Annotated in this window: 14 protein-coding genes; 6 read left to right on the plus strand and 8 right to left on the minus strand. The window is 60.7% G+C overall.

The genetic code is table 11. The features are described 5' to 3' along the window. Positions 1-218 precede the first annotated feature (218 nt). The 7 genes from AB4P96_RS00630 to AB4P96_RS00660 form a co-directional block, all read right to left on the minus strand. Entirely contained in the window at positions 219-1,001 is a 783-nt protein-coding gene (locus tag AB4P96_RS00630; protein ID WP_017135750.1) for a MetQ/NlpA family ABC transporter substrate-binding protein, read from the minus strand. 125 nt (positions 1,002-1,126) lie between these two features. Continuing rightward, positions 1,127-2,065 carry a sigma 54-interacting transcriptional regulator gene (locus AB4P96_RS00635; protein WP_395600415.1) on the minus strand — a complete coding sequence of 313 codons (939 nt, stop codon included), beginning with the start codon at positions 2,063-2,065 and terminating at the stop codon, positions 1,127-1,129. Positions 2,066-2,114: 49 nt separating this feature from the next. Then, positions 2,115-2,696: an alpha/beta hydrolase gene (locus tag AB4P96_RS00640; RefSeq protein ID WP_058422586.1), complete on the minus strand. Its 582-nt coding sequence runs from the start codon at positions 2,694-2,696 to the stop codon at positions 2,115-2,117. A gap of 224 nt (positions 2,697-2,920) precedes the next feature. Continuing rightward, entirely contained in the window at positions 2,921-3,322 is a 402-nt protein-coding gene (locus AB4P96_RS00645; protein WP_236461084.1) for a biopolymer transporter ExbD, read from the minus strand. A 1-nt stretch (position 3,323) separates the two neighbouring features. Next, a complete protein-coding gene (locus AB4P96_RS00650) occupies positions 3,324-4,046 on the minus strand; it encodes a MotA/TolQ/ExbB proton channel family protein (protein ID WP_085985974.1) in 723 nt (240 codons plus the stop codon). A gap of 51 nt (positions 4,047-4,097) precedes the next feature. Beyond that, positions 4,098-4,910, minus strand: a complete 813-nt coding sequence (locus tag AB4P96_RS00655; protein ID WP_395600416.1) for an energy transducer TonB — start codon at positions 4,908-4,910, stop codon at positions 4,098-4,100. Between the two features lie 397 nt (positions 4,911-5,307). After that, positions 5,308-6,159: a LysR family transcriptional regulator gene (locus tag AB4P96_RS00660; RefSeq protein ID WP_395600417.1), complete on the minus strand. Its 852-nt coding sequence runs from the start codon at positions 6,157-6,159 to the stop codon at positions 5,308-5,310. 109 nt (positions 6,160-6,268) lie between these two features. Between AB4P96_RS00660 and AB4P96_RS00665 the strand changes: the two genes are divergently transcribed. The 6 genes from AB4P96_RS00665 to AB4P96_RS00690 all read left to right on the plus strand — a co-directional run bounded on the left by AB4P96_RS00665 (position 6,269) and on the right by AB4P96_RS00690 (position 11,975). Continuing rightward, positions 6,269-7,468, plus strand: a complete 1,200-nt coding sequence (locus AB4P96_RS00665) for a CynX/NimT family MFS transporter (protein ID WP_395600418.1) — start codon at positions 6,269-6,271, stop codon at positions 7,466-7,468. Positions 7,469-7,542: 74 nt separating this feature from the next. Then, complete coding sequence (locus tag AB4P96_RS00670; RefSeq protein WP_186617873.1) at positions 7,543-8,475, plus strand: LysR family transcriptional regulator; 933 nt, start codon at positions 7,543-7,545, stop codon at positions 8,473-8,475. 128 nt (positions 8,476-8,603) lie between these two features. Beyond that, complete coding sequence (locus AB4P96_RS00675) at positions 8,604-9,776, plus strand: L-dopachrome tautomerase-related protein (protein ID WP_186617872.1); 1,173 nt, start codon at positions 8,604-8,606, stop codon at positions 9,774-9,776. Positions 9,777-9,788: 12 nt separating this feature from the next. Then, positions 9,789-10,670, plus strand: a complete 882-nt coding sequence (locus AB4P96_RS00680) for a LysR family transcriptional regulator (protein ID WP_170039453.1) — start codon at positions 9,789-9,791, stop codon at positions 10,668-10,670. Between the two features lie 14 nt (positions 10,671-10,684). Beyond that, positions 10,685-11,542, plus strand: a complete 858-nt coding sequence (locus AB4P96_RS00685) for a glycine betaine ABC transporter substrate-binding protein (RefSeq protein ID WP_170039451.1) — start codon at positions 10,685-10,687, stop codon at positions 11,540-11,542. 121 nt (positions 11,543-11,663) lie between these two features. Next, entirely contained in the window at positions 11,664-11,975 is a 312-nt protein-coding gene (locus AB4P96_RS00690) for a putative quinol monooxygenase (protein WP_003218128.1), read from the plus strand. Positions 11,976-12,013: 38 nt separating this feature from the next. On the opposite strand, the gene AB4P96_RS00695 is transcribed toward AB4P96_RS00690, so the two are convergent. Continuing rightward, entirely contained in the window at positions 12,014-13,093 is a 1,080-nt protein-coding gene (locus AB4P96_RS00695) for a fatty acid desaturase (protein WP_170039449.1), read from the minus strand. Between the last annotated feature and the right edge of the window lie 87 nt (positions 13,094-13,180).

Genomic DNA, 13,180 nt, shown 5'->3' on the forward strand with positions numbered 1-13,180 from the left:
GCTGATCGTTCCCACGCTCTGCGTGGGAATGCAGCACAGGACGCTCTGCGTCCGCTCGTGACGCGGAGCGTCACAGGAGGCATTCCCACGCGGAGCGTGGGAACGATCAATCGCAGGCAAGCCAGCTCCCACAGGGTTTGATTGTGTTTCAGGCATAAAAAAACGCCGACGCTGCAGTAGCCGTCGGCGTTCAAACCTTGAAGGGGGTTTGGTTTACATCAGAACGCAGGCACTACCGCGCCGTTGTACTTCTTCTCGATGAAGGCTTTGACTTGCGGGCTGGTCAGGGCCTTGGCCAGTTTCTGGATGGCGTCGCTGTCCTTGTTGTCCGGGCGCGCCACCAGGAAGTTCACGTACGGCGACTTGGCGTCTTCGATGATCAGCGCGTCTTTGGCTGGGTTCAGGCCGGCTTCCAGGGCGTAGTTGGTGTTGATCACATCCAGGTCAACCTGGTCCAGCACACGTGGCAGCAGCGCCGATTCCAGCTCTTTGAATTTCAGGTTTTTCGGGTTGCTGGCGATGTCTTTCGGCGTAGCCAGTGCATTGGTCGGGTCTTTCAGCGTAATCAGGCCGTTCTTTTGCAGCAGCAACAGGGCACGGCCAGCGTTGGAGCCTTCGTTAGGGATGGCCACGGTGGCGCCATCTTTGAGTTCAGAAATATTCTTGATCTTTTTCGAGTAACCGCCGATGGGCTCAACGTGCACACCAATCACGGTGACCAGGTTGGTGCCCTTGCCCTTGTTGAAGTTTTCCAGGTACGGCAGGGTCTGGAAGTAGTTGGCGTCCAGACGCTTCTCGGCAACCTGGGTATTGGGTTGCACATAGTCAGTGAAGACTTTGATTTCCAGGTCCACGCCTTCTTTAGCCAGGGTCGGCTTGACCAGCTCAAGGATCTCCGCGTGCGGGATCGGGGTAGCCGCTACCACCAGTTTCTCGTTGGCCTGGGCGAAGCTTGCAGTCAGGGCAGCCGCCAGTGCGGTAAACAACAGAACCTTTTTCATGCAGTGTCCTTATCGAAATTCCGGGGCGTCTCTGACGACCGTTTTTTATGGTGTGCCAGCGAAGTGCTATCGCGGCGTGGGATGGACAATACCTAGATTTTTTATTCCCGAACAATATCTTTTATTCACGTTGATATTCCATTTTGTTCATGTTGCGGCTGCTCATTTAGAAAGCTGAGCAAGCTTTGCTGTTCCGCGGCGCTGGCACTCGCGAAGATCCGCCGCAGTTGTTCCAACGGCGAACCGGCGGCGGGCAGGTTCAAATGCTCGGGTAAAATCTCATCGCCACTGCTTACCAACAGCGCAAAGTGAATAACGTTTTCCAGCTCACGGGTATTGCCCGGCCAGCTGTGATGCTCCAGCACACGCTGGGCGGCGTCACTGATCAGGGGCACCGGCAGGTCGAGGCGCTGGCTGTAGATGCCGAGGAAATATTCAGCCAGGGACAAAATGTCGCCCACCCGCTCACGCAGAGCCGGCAGGTCCAACTGGCCTTCGCTCAGGTAATGGAACAGGCGTTCATGAAACTTTCCGGCGGCCACGGCCTGGGCCAGGTCGATACTGGTGGCGGCGACCAGCCGCACATCCACCGGGCTTGGCTGATGAGCGCCGACACGGGTGACTTCGTGGTTTTCCAGGGCGGCGAGCAATTTCACCTGGATCGGCAGCGGCAAATCGCCGATCTCGTCCAGGTACAAGGTGCCGCCATTGGCCGAGCCAAACCAGCCGGCGCGGCTGCTGGCTGCTCCGCTATGGCTGCCGGCGGCATAGCCGAACAATTCGGCATCCGCGTAGGTAGGGCTGATGGCGCCGCAATTGACCGACACAAACAAACCCGTGCGGTCGCTGCCCCGGTGAATATGTCGCGCGAGCAGCTCTTTACCGCTGCCGGTCTCACCGCGAATCAACACCGGCAATGCACGCGGTGCGAGGCTTTCCAGCTCTTCACGCAGCTGGCGGGAACGCGGGTCGACAAACACCAGCGCCTTGGCGCGGATGCTCAGCGGGCTTTTTTCAGCATCGGGAAAGGTCAGCAACGGCTGGCCAAAGGTGTCATGACTCATGGCAGGCTCCCGCCCCAAATCCGCTCAGGGACGGGGCGTTGAAAAAAATTTATGCACGGCGCCGGGCGTGATGCTCAAGGCGGTTTTGCAGGCGATAGAGGTAGGCGAAACCCTGTTCCCAGCGTTGGTGGCCGGACTTCACATTGATATGCCCGGCACCGGACAAAATGCCGGCCTCGGCGCCCCAGTTGCGGGCCAGCTCCAAGGCGCGGGTGGCGCTGACGGCGCTGTCATTGTCGGAGCTGACCACTTGGCTGGGAAACGGCAACAGGTGCGTGGGAATCGGTGCAAAGTTGCGCAGGGCGGGGGCACAGGCTGGGCGTTCGACATCCGCCGGCGCCACCAGCAAAGCGCCGCGCACTTGGCGTAGAAAATGCACCGGCGCCGTGGCCGCCCAATGGGCGACCGTGATGCAACCCAGGCTATGGGCAATGAGAATCACCGGCGTGCTGTCGGCGGCGATGGCCTCCGCCAGTGCCGCCACCCAGTCTTCGCGACGCGGGGTAAGCCAATCGGCCTGCTCCACACGCGCACTGTTGGGCAGGCTGTTCTGCCAATGACTTTGCCAATGATCTTCTGGCGATCCTTGCCAGCCCGGCACGATCAGATAACGAATCGACTCGCTGTGCATGGGTGTGCCCTCCTGCAGCGTTTAACGTTGCTGGTCAGTATAGGGACGAGGGTTATATTCGTTAAGGAATAAGAAGCTATTTATTAATAACCAAAATATCAATCACACGAATACTTAAAAATGTGGGAGCTGGCTTGCACAGTGGAAATCAGGTAAATACCAGGCAAAAAAAAGGCCGCACCCTGCCAAGGAGACGGCCAAAAAATTGTCGAGGCTTTTGAAACTTAACGTGCAGTAATCACCGACAGCTTGGTGATGCCTGCGCGCTCGATAGACGCCATGGCTCGCGCCACTTCGCCGTAATTCACACCATCATCGGCCTGCAGCTGCACCCGCACCTCCGGGTCCTTGGCCTTGGCCGCCTGCAGGTTGAACTCGAGCAGGTCGGACTGGATTTCGTCCTTGTTGATAAACAATTTGCCGGCGCCGTCGATGCTGACCACCAGCGGGTCTTTCTGCTCCACCGGGGCTACGGCCTGGGTCTTGGGCAGGTTGATCGGGATCGAATTGGTCAATAACGGCGCGGTGACGATAAACACCACCAGCAGCACCAGCATCACGTCCACCAGCGGCGTGACGTTGATCTCGCTCAGCACCTCATCACTGTCTTGCGTGGAGAAGGCCATTTCAGGACGCCTCCTTCACTTTTTGCGCGGTGCCTGCCGCGCTTTTGGTCAGCGTAGGGTGCAGCAGCACGCGGAAGGAATTCTTCTGCGCCAGGCTGTAGAAGTCGTGAGCGAAGTCATCCAGGTCCGCCGCCGTGAGCTTGAGGCGACGCAGGAAGTAGTTGTAGACCAGCACCGCCGGCACCGCGACCGCGATACCCACACCGGTGGCGACCAATGCCGCACCAATCGGGCCGGCCACGGTTTCCAGGCTGGCCGAGCCAGCAGCGCTGATGCCTTTGAGGGCTTCCATGATGCCCCACACGGTGCCGAACAGGCCGATAAACGGCGAGGTGCTGCCAATACTGGCGACCACGGCCAGGCCGGTTTCCAAAGAGCGGCGCTCACGCACGATCTGCTGGCGCAGGGCACGTTCAAGGCGGTCCTGGTGATTGATGGCCTGGCTCAAGTCTGCTGCGTGCGGGGCATCACCGACCTGGATCGCGGCATAACCGGCCTGGGCTACACGGGCTGCGGCGCCGGGCTGGGTCTCGGTCAGCTCAGCGGCGGAATCGAGACTCGACGCCGCCCAGAACTGTTTGTGAAACTTGCGATCCTGCGCCTTGAGGCGCCCGAACTGCACGCCCTTCAATAACGCCAGGCCCCAGGTGGCGACCGAAAAGACCACCAGCAGCCAGATTACCGCGCTTTCGATGGATTCAAGTGGAGATGCTAATGCCATGATGTTTTCCCTCTGTGCAGGTGGCGGCGTGTCCAACACACCGCTGCCGAATAGTTAGTGAATCTTGAAATCGATCGGAACGCTGACCCAGCCGTCCTGGGCCACATCGCCCTGCTTGGCCGGCACGAAGCTCCAACGCTTCACGGCGGTCAATGCGGCGTCGTCGAGTTGCTGGCGACCGCTGCTTTTCTGGACCTGGACCTCACCCGGCTTGCCGCTGGCCAACACATGCACGCGCAACAACACCGTGCCTTCCCAGCCACGGCGCTGGGCCAGTGACGGGTACTCCGGCGCCGGGTTCTTCAAGTACGCGGCGTTGGCCGAAGCAGGTGTCACCGGCGCAGGTGAAGGTGCCGGTGGCGCTGCTGGCGCTGGAGGCGCAGGCTTCGGTGGCGCAGGCGGTTGCTCGACCGCTTTTGGCACAGGTTTGGGTTCAGGTTTTGGCACCGGCTTCGGCTTGGGTTTTGGAACAGGTTTGGGCGGCGCTGGTTTGGCGGCCAACTCATCGACCACCGGCGGTGGTGGCTCCACCACAGGCGGTGGCGGCGGTACAGGCGCAGGCGGCTCCACCACCGGCGGCGCGGGTTGGGAAAATTCGATCGTCATCGGCGGGATTTCCGGCGGCACAATCGGCAACACCGGCGTGGGCTTCTGGCTCACCCAATAAATCACCGCACCGTGCAAGGCCAACACCAGCAACCCCAGCAGAATCCCTTCACGACGACTCGAAAAACGCTTCGGGGTTTTCTGCAAACGCAATTGCCCCAACGGCGCGCGGTGCGGCCGGCCAAGGTCGACCAACTCACCACCCGGTGCCTGGCGCCACTTCGCCTCGGGTGCACTGGCGGCGGTCTGGACATTGCCCATTGATTCACTCCCTACGGTTTTCACACCAAAAAACCGACAGGCCTGCCAAAGCGGCCGTCGAGGGCTGAATCATCGGGGCTAGACGCTTATCCCTTAAAGTAATCTTTAAAGTTATACATAGATCTAAATTGAATAAACGAAACATCCTGAAACGCCAAAGCCACGTTGGCCGTGGCCTGTGGCGAAGGGGTTGTTTTTGAATGCTTTAAAGGCATAAAAAATATTCAGTAAACGCATGGATTGTGGCGAGCGGGCTTGCCCCGCGTTGGGCTGCGTAGCGGCCCCTCTAAGGCAAAACGCGGCGCGTCAGGCATAGCGTGTTGGCAGGTTTTGGGTCTGCTGCGCAGCCCAACGCGGGGCAAGCCCGCTCGCCACAAAAAAACATTCGTCGAACGCTTCAAGATGGATTGTTGGCGCATAAATCGAGCAATTGCCGCTGCAACGTTTGCCCCGCTGCCCCCAGGCCGCTGCGGCCATACAGCGCAAGGCGCACGCCCTGGACCATGGGTAAACCACTGTCGTCACCCAGTACCACATGCCCTGGCTGCACCACCCGTCGCGGCAACAGGCTGATACCCAACCCCGCCGCCACCGCCGAGCACACACTGGCCAGGCTGGCGCTGGAATAGCCGATGCGCCAACGCCAACCGCCAACTTCCAGGTGGTGGAGCATTTCATTGCGGTACAAACCGCCTACCGGAAACGCTACCAAGGGCAGCGGGTCGCGCCCAATCGACGGCATGCTGCGGCTGTCTACCCAACACAGCGGTTCCGGCCACGAGGCCACGCAGTCATCGCTGTCGCCCATCTGCTTGACCAGCAACACGTCGAACTCACCGGCGCGGTATTGCCGCTGCAGTTCCGGACCGAGACCGCTGGTGACTTCCAGCCGCACTCGCGGATAGGCCACCACAAAAGCCGACAGCAACGGCATCAGGCGCTCGGCGGCAAAGTCCTCCGGCACGCCGAGGCGCAACACGCCGTCGCTTTGCTGGTTGATCAACACATCGGCGGCCTCCTCATGCAACGCGAGGATGCGCCGCGCGTAGGCCAGCAAACGCTCGCCCTCGGCGGTGGCCACCACGTGGCGTTGATCGCGGTCGAGCAACTGGCATGCCACGGCGTCTTCCAGGCGACGAATCTGCTGGCTCACGGTGGATTGGGTCAGGTGCAAGCGCTCGGCAGCGCGAGTGAAATTGCCGCAATCCACCACGGCGATAAAACTGCGCAGCAACACGGGATCGAACATGTTTTTCACCATTGCGTTTGCCACTGGTTGGCATGGTTATATTTAATTTCAGAATACTCTGGCGGCTCGCCATACTTCACGCCTCTTTTGCGCAGACGATAGGCCGTGCATGACGCTCAACCATTCATTCGCAGGAAAATTGGCCGGCTGGGGCCTTTTGGTTGTACTGGGCCTGAACCTGCGCCCCATTCTCAGCTCCATCAGCCCCTTGCTCGGCGAGATTCGTCAGGCCACCGGGCTGAGCTTCCAAAGCAGCGCCCTGCTCACCAGCCTGCCAGTGGTGTGCATGGGCCTGGTGGCGCTGGTCGGTGTGCGCGTGGAAGCGCGCCTGGGCGAGCGGCGCGGCATCGCGCTCGGCTTAATGATGATTCTGCTGGCCTGCCTGGCACGTTGGTTGATGGGCCAGGCGTCGGCGCTGCTCGTTACGGCGTTGCTGGGCGGCGCCGGTGTGGCGCTGATCCAGGCATTGGTGCCGGCAATGATCAAGCGCGAATTTCATCACCGCGTGCCGGTGGCGATGGGTGTGTACTCAGCCTCGTTGATGGCGGGCGGTGGCCTGGCGGCGTTGCTCAGCCCCGTGGTGGCTACGCATTTTCAGCAATGGCAGGCGGGGCTTGGCGTTTGGCTGTTACCTGCGTTGGGGGCGTTGCTGCTGTGGGCCTGGCTGCCGTTGGGCGCGGCGAGAAACCTGCAAATCGCGCCGGCATTCAAGGGGCTGCGCAATCGTCGGGCCTGGCTGCTGGCGTTGTATTTCGGGCTGGTGAATTGCGGCTACATGAGCATGGTGGCGTGGCTGCCGGCCTACTATCAGCAACTGGGTTGGGGCGTGTTGCCGAGCGGTTCGTTGCTGGCGTTCATGACCATCTTCCAGGTGATCGCTGCGCTATTGATGCCGGTGCTGGCTCAGCGCGGTATCGACCGTCGCCCGCTGCTCGGCATCAGCCTGTTGGCACAGACAGTCGGCTACCTCGGCCTGATCCTCGCACCGCTGGAGTACCCGCACCTGTGGGTAGCCTTGTGCGGGTTTGGCCTGGGCGCGTGTTTCGCCCTGAGCCTGCTGCTGACCCTGGACCACCACCGCGACCCGCGCCAAGCCGGGCAACTGGCGGCTTTCGTGCAAGGCGTAGGTTTTTTGATCAACGCGATTTCGCCGTGGCTGACCGGCTGGCTGCGCGAACTGACCGGTAGTTTCGTCAGCGCCTGGATGGTGCTGACGGTGACGGTGGTGGCGATGCTGATCGTGACCCGCGTGTTCAGCCCGGCCACCTACCGCGCCGGCTCTATGAATATGCAATTTGAGTCTAGATAAAAAAATAAAGCTTCTTTGGAGGAATAAGCGAGGCGATTAAAATCCCGGCTTCCTTCAGGACGCCGGAAAACTCCATGGACCTTCGCCAACTGCGCTACTTCATCGCTCTGAACGAGTACCGCAGTTTTGTGCGCGCCGCCGACGCCATGGGCATTACCCAGCCGGCGTTCAGCCGCAGTATCCAGAGCCTGGAACAGGAGTTCGGCTGTGTGCTGGTGGACCGCGCCCACAAAGACCTGCGCCCCACCCCCGAGGGCCAGGTGGTGTTGCAACATGCCTTGTCGCTGGTTCAGGGGGCGGCGCGGCTGAGCCACGAAGTCACCCGCATGACCAAGCTCGACGCCGGCGAATTGCGCTTCGGCTGCGATGCCGTGGCGGCAGTGAACCTGGTGCCCGAGGCGATCGCGCGGTTTGTCGGCGCCCATCCCCGAGTACGCAGCGGTTTGCAGGTGGATAACTGGGAAAAACTCGGGCGTAGCTTGAGCCGCGAGGAGATCGAATTCTTCATCGCCGATGTGCGCCACTTCGAGGCCGATCCGAACTTTCAGACCCAGGCCCTGACACCCAGGCGCAATGTGTTTTTCTGCCGCGCCGGGCACCCGTTACTGGCCAAGGACAGCCTCTCAACCAACGATTTGTTTGACTACCCACTGGCCACACCGCTGATCGCTCCCGGAGTACGCAAGCTGCTGGCCAACCTGAGCGGGCGTATCGACTTTTCTCCCGCAATCGAGCTGGAGCAGTTTGCGGCGCTGGCAGCCATCGTGCACCAGTCCAATGCGATTGGCCTGGGCGCCGAGGATGCGTTTGCCGAAGACGTTGCCCGTGGCGCACTGACGGTACTGCACTGGCGCAATGTGCCTCACAGCCTCGACAGTTTGAACAACCGCTGCGGGATCATCAGCCGTACCGGGTTTCGCTTGTCGCCGGCGGCGAAGGCGATGATCGAAACCCTGGTCACCGTGGACAGCCCCTCTGCTGAAGCAAGCTTGCTCGCCCGCAGCTAAAAAACCGGGCGTGCGCGGCAACCCATTCTCTTGATTTCAATGAAACTGTTATCGGCAATCAGCGGGTTTTTTCGTCTGCAGGGAACCGACACCATTGGCTCCAGAACAGAAAAACCTGGAGCCCCGCCATGTACTTGAAATACCCACTCAGCTGGACTGCCCTCGCCTTGGCAGTGGCCCTCACCGGCACTGCCGCCCAGGCTTCCATGCCGGCGAACCTGCCCGCCGATCAGAGCGTTGGCGCCATCGAGCAGGTGCACGCCTTCCACGATGCCATGCCCACCGGCGTGAGCGTTACCGAGACCGGACGCATCTTTGTCAACTTTCCTCGCTGGGGCGACGAGGTGCCGTTTACCGTCGCAGAACTGCGCGATGGCAACGTCGTACCCTACCCTGACCAGGCGATAAATCAGGCCAACCCCAAAGACCCGGCCAAAGGATTTATCAGCGTACAAAGCGTGGTGGCCGACGGGCGCGGGCACCTCTGGATACTGGACACCGCAGCGCCTGGCTTCTCGTCTCCACAGCCGGGGGGTGCCAAGCTCGTCGCGGTTGATCTCGCCACCAACAAAGTGGTCAAGACCCTCGTATTCCCGAAAAACGTCATGCTGCCCGGCACCTACGTCAACGACATGCGCTTTGATTTTCGCGTAGGTGACCAAGGCGTGATCTATATCACCGACTCCTCCCTTACCGGCCCGGGCGCGATCATCGTCATGGACATCGCCAGTGGCACGGCCATACGCCGGCTCAGTGGTGCACCCTCGACCTCGGTCGACCCGAACTTCGTGCCCATGGTCGAAGGCCAGGTCCTGAAAGTGCGGGATGCCAAAGGCGGCACCCAACCGTTTGCCGTGGCTTCGGACGGCATCGCCCTGTCGGCGGATGGTCAGACCTTGTACTTCTGCCCGCTGTCGAGCCGGCACCTGTATTCCATCCCCACGGCGCTGCTGCGAGACACGACAGTCAGCGAAGCGCGCCTAGAGATGGCGGTCAAAGACCTCGGGGAAAAAGGCGCCTCGGACGGGCTTGAAGCCGACGCCTCGGGGGCCGTCTATGCCGGTGACTACGAAAACAACAGCGTGCGCAAACGGCTGGCGAACGGGCAATGGCAGACCATCGTCCATGATCCTCGCGTGCTCTGGCCCGACACACTGTCAATCGGTCCTGACGGCTACCTGTACTTCATCGCCAATCAGTTGCACCGCCAAGGCATCTTTCACGCAGGCAAAGACTTGCGCCAGAAACCCTACAGCCTGCTGCGAGTGAAGATCGATGCCGCACCGGCGCCCACCCACTAGCGGCGCACAAGCATGAATATCGATGCGTTGAACCTTTTCATGCGATCAACGGAACTGGGCAATATCACCGCAGCCGGCAGGGAGCTGGGACTCGCGCCCTCGGTGGCCAGCCACAAGCTGGCGAAGCTTGAAGAATACCTGGGCATGCGCCTGCTGCATCGCACTACCCGCCAGGTCAGCCTGACCGAAGACGGTGCGCTGTTTCTGCCCCATGCAATCAGGGTGCTGGCAGCCGTGGATGAGGCCTATCTGGTCGCGGTGAAAGGCAAGGACGTGGCCAAGCGGGTGTTAAGAGTGTCCGCCCCCGGATCCTTCGCGCGGATGTGCCTGATGCCGGCCATTACCCGGTTCTTGCACGCCAACCCGAAGCTGAAGATCGACCTGATACTGTCGGATCAAATGCAGGACCTGACCGAGATCGGGATTGATGTGGCAATCCGCATCGCCTCCCTGAAGGACTCATCTCTGGTGGCGCGCAAGCTCGGCTGCGACCGGCGCATCCTGTGTGCGGCACCCGCCTACCTCCAGGCGCATGGCGAACCGACTTCACCGGCGGAGCTGGTCAACCATTCCTGCATCCTGCTGGGCGACGAGGACCATTGGCGTTTCGTGGGCGCCCAGTCACACGAAGTAACGGCAATCAGTGGTTCGCTCAGAGTCAATTGCGGCGAAAGCGCGCGGCTTGCCGCCGAGGGTGGGCTCGGCATTGTCTCTGTTTCACAGTGGAACGTCAGGGCCTCACTGGAAAGCGGCGCGTTGGTGGAAATCATGCCGGGGTGTGTGTTGGAGCAAACCCGGGATATCTGGGCGATCTATCCCAGCGCGCGGTTGATCTCATCCAAGGCTCGGGCGTTCGTCGAGTTCATGATCGCCGAGTTCCAGGGCGATTTTTAGCATAGGAATAAATCATGACGGTAACTCACCAGGCTGCAGGCAAAACAAATCTCGCGAGCGGCCCACGCGTCGTTCGACTAGGGGTGACGGACCTGTCTTTCCATCGGGTTACCGCTGCGGTGGTAGCGCTGGTTTTGCAACGCATGGGCCTGACCGTCGAGCGCCACTATGCCCTGCACGAGGAAAACTTCGAGCAGTTGCGCAAAGGCTCGGTCGACATGCTGGTCTCCGCCTGGATTCCGTTCAGCCACGGGCTGTACAAGCAAGCGGTGGAGGCAGTGACGCCCACTCGCGAACTGGGCTTGCACTACCAGCCTTATGCCTTGTGGGGAGTGCCGGACTACGTCAGCGAGCAGGACGTGGAATCCATCGAGGACCTGCTCAAGCCCGACGTCCGGGCCCGGATGAACCCGCTGATCCAGGGGATCGGCCCGGGTGCAGGCATTACTCGTTTCTCGCTGAAAATCATGGACGAATACGGGTTGAACAACGCCGGATATCAGTTCCGCACGGGCAGCCAGGACGATTGTATTAAGGCGTTCGAGGCGCTGTATCAGCAGCGGCGCTGGGGCATCGTGCCACTGTGGCACCCTCAGTTCCTGCACCACCGTTATCGAATTCGCGACCTGAAAGACCCCAAGGGATTACTCGGCAGTGTCGACAGAGCAGTGCTGCTGGCCCGCGAGGATCGCTTGGTGTTACTCACGGCTGCCGAAATCCAGGTGCTGGACAATATTCGCCTCTCCAACCTCATCGTTGCCGAACTCGATGATGCGCTCAACCGTGGCGGGCAATCCGCAGATGCCGCCGCGAGCGATTGGCTGGCAAGGCATCCCGACACCTTGCGCGCCTGGCTCGCCCCCCTGGCCTGACTGGGCAACGAGGCCTTTTACGAATTCTGAATTCGCGGCGGACTGGCTACAAGGGCCTGCTCACTGAGGCTAGTTTGGCGATGCAGATGTTCTGCAATCTCCCCAAACCGAGGACTCCAACATGCTCTACCTGGTTTTCAGCGGCACCATCAAAGAAGGCAAGCAGGCCGAGTTCTATCGTGATGTAGCGGCCGTCTCACAGAAACTCACCCATCAGCACGACAAGGCCGTGGTCTATCAATGGCATAAGGATGAAGAGAACCCCAACCGGTTCTTTCTCAACGAACAGTGGGAAAGCGTCGCGGACCTGCACGCGCATTTCGAAACGCTCTACAAAGCCTTCGGCCCGGCGAAACCCACCGAGCGCCTGCCGGCGAAAATCCTCGCGTACCTCGATGAAGCACAGGTGAACTTCTACCAGGCCATTCAGTAAACCGTACCCGGTCACCCCAGGGTGACCGGGACGCTTGCTCAGCGCGTGGTCGTTTCCATCGGGTTGAGTTCGCTCAGCCGTCCCTCCTGGCGCTCAAGCCGATTGGCGCGGGTAAACGTGCCGATATCATTGAAGCGCACGCCCATCTCGCGCATCACCTTGTGGGCCACCTTGGCGGTCATCTGACGGATGTAGAACGGCTCCTTCACCACAAAATGGTGGATGCCGTGAGTGCTGCCGAAGTTGAAGCAAAACGCCTGCAACGGCCACATCCACCACGGGTTGAGCACCTGGGTTTGCTGGATCACGTTGCCCAGTTCCACATCGCCGTAATAGTGCATGTTGGAGCTGACAAAGTGCAGGCAAAAGGTGCGCAGCACGTTAGGACCGATGATCACCACGGCGGCGATATCAATCACCTGCATCATCTGCAAGGTACCGGCGGACCACTGGATTGGCGCGCCCATCAGGCTGGCGATGCCATTGGCGGCATGAAAGCCCAGGAACACATACCACGCGCCCCAATGCAGCAGCGCCAGCGGTGCGTACACCAGCAGCGAGCGTTTGAGGATCTTGAGTTTGTGGCTCCAGGTCTTGGCCCGCAGCATGCGGATAAACGCCGACATCACGTTATCGCCCACCATCAGCAACCGCGCGAACCCCCACGGCTCGCCATTGGTAATGGCGCGCTCTTCCATATCGGTTTCGGTGCCGGACACCTTGTGGTGGTTAAGGTGCAAATGCCGGCGTATCCACGGGTTGATGGTGCTCGGCCGCGCCAGCCACACCAGGCCCATCATCAGGTTGTGTGGCACACGTTGCTTGCGAAAGTACATGCTGTGGATCAGGTCGTGTTCCAGCTCGTGGGTCAGCGAAGCAAGGAAGGCATTGAGCAGCAGGCACGCCCACCAGGCCATATGACCGGTGATATAGAGCGCCGCCGAGCCGAGCATGCCGAGCAAGGCAAAGGCCAGGATGCCCGCGCCCAACGCGTCCTGATGCAGCAGCCAGGGGTGCTGTTGGCGCAACCGCACACCCTCGGCGAGCACCACTTCGCGGATTTTTGCCGAGCGCTGTTGCGCATTCATCTGTTGGGGACTTGCAGAAGTACCGTCCATGCTTCCATCCTCTTGTTAAGTGATACGTCCATCCTGCCCCAAGCGATCGGGCGGGACGCTAGCCCCGGACGCCAACCTGTTGACCGC

Origin of the sequence: Pseudomonas sp. B19125 (genome assembly GCF_044218855.1) — a bacterium.
In the GTDB taxonomy this organism is placed as follows: Bacteria; Pseudomonadota; Gammaproteobacteria; order Pseudomonadales; family Pseudomonadaceae; genus Aquipseudomonas; species Aquipseudomonas edaphica.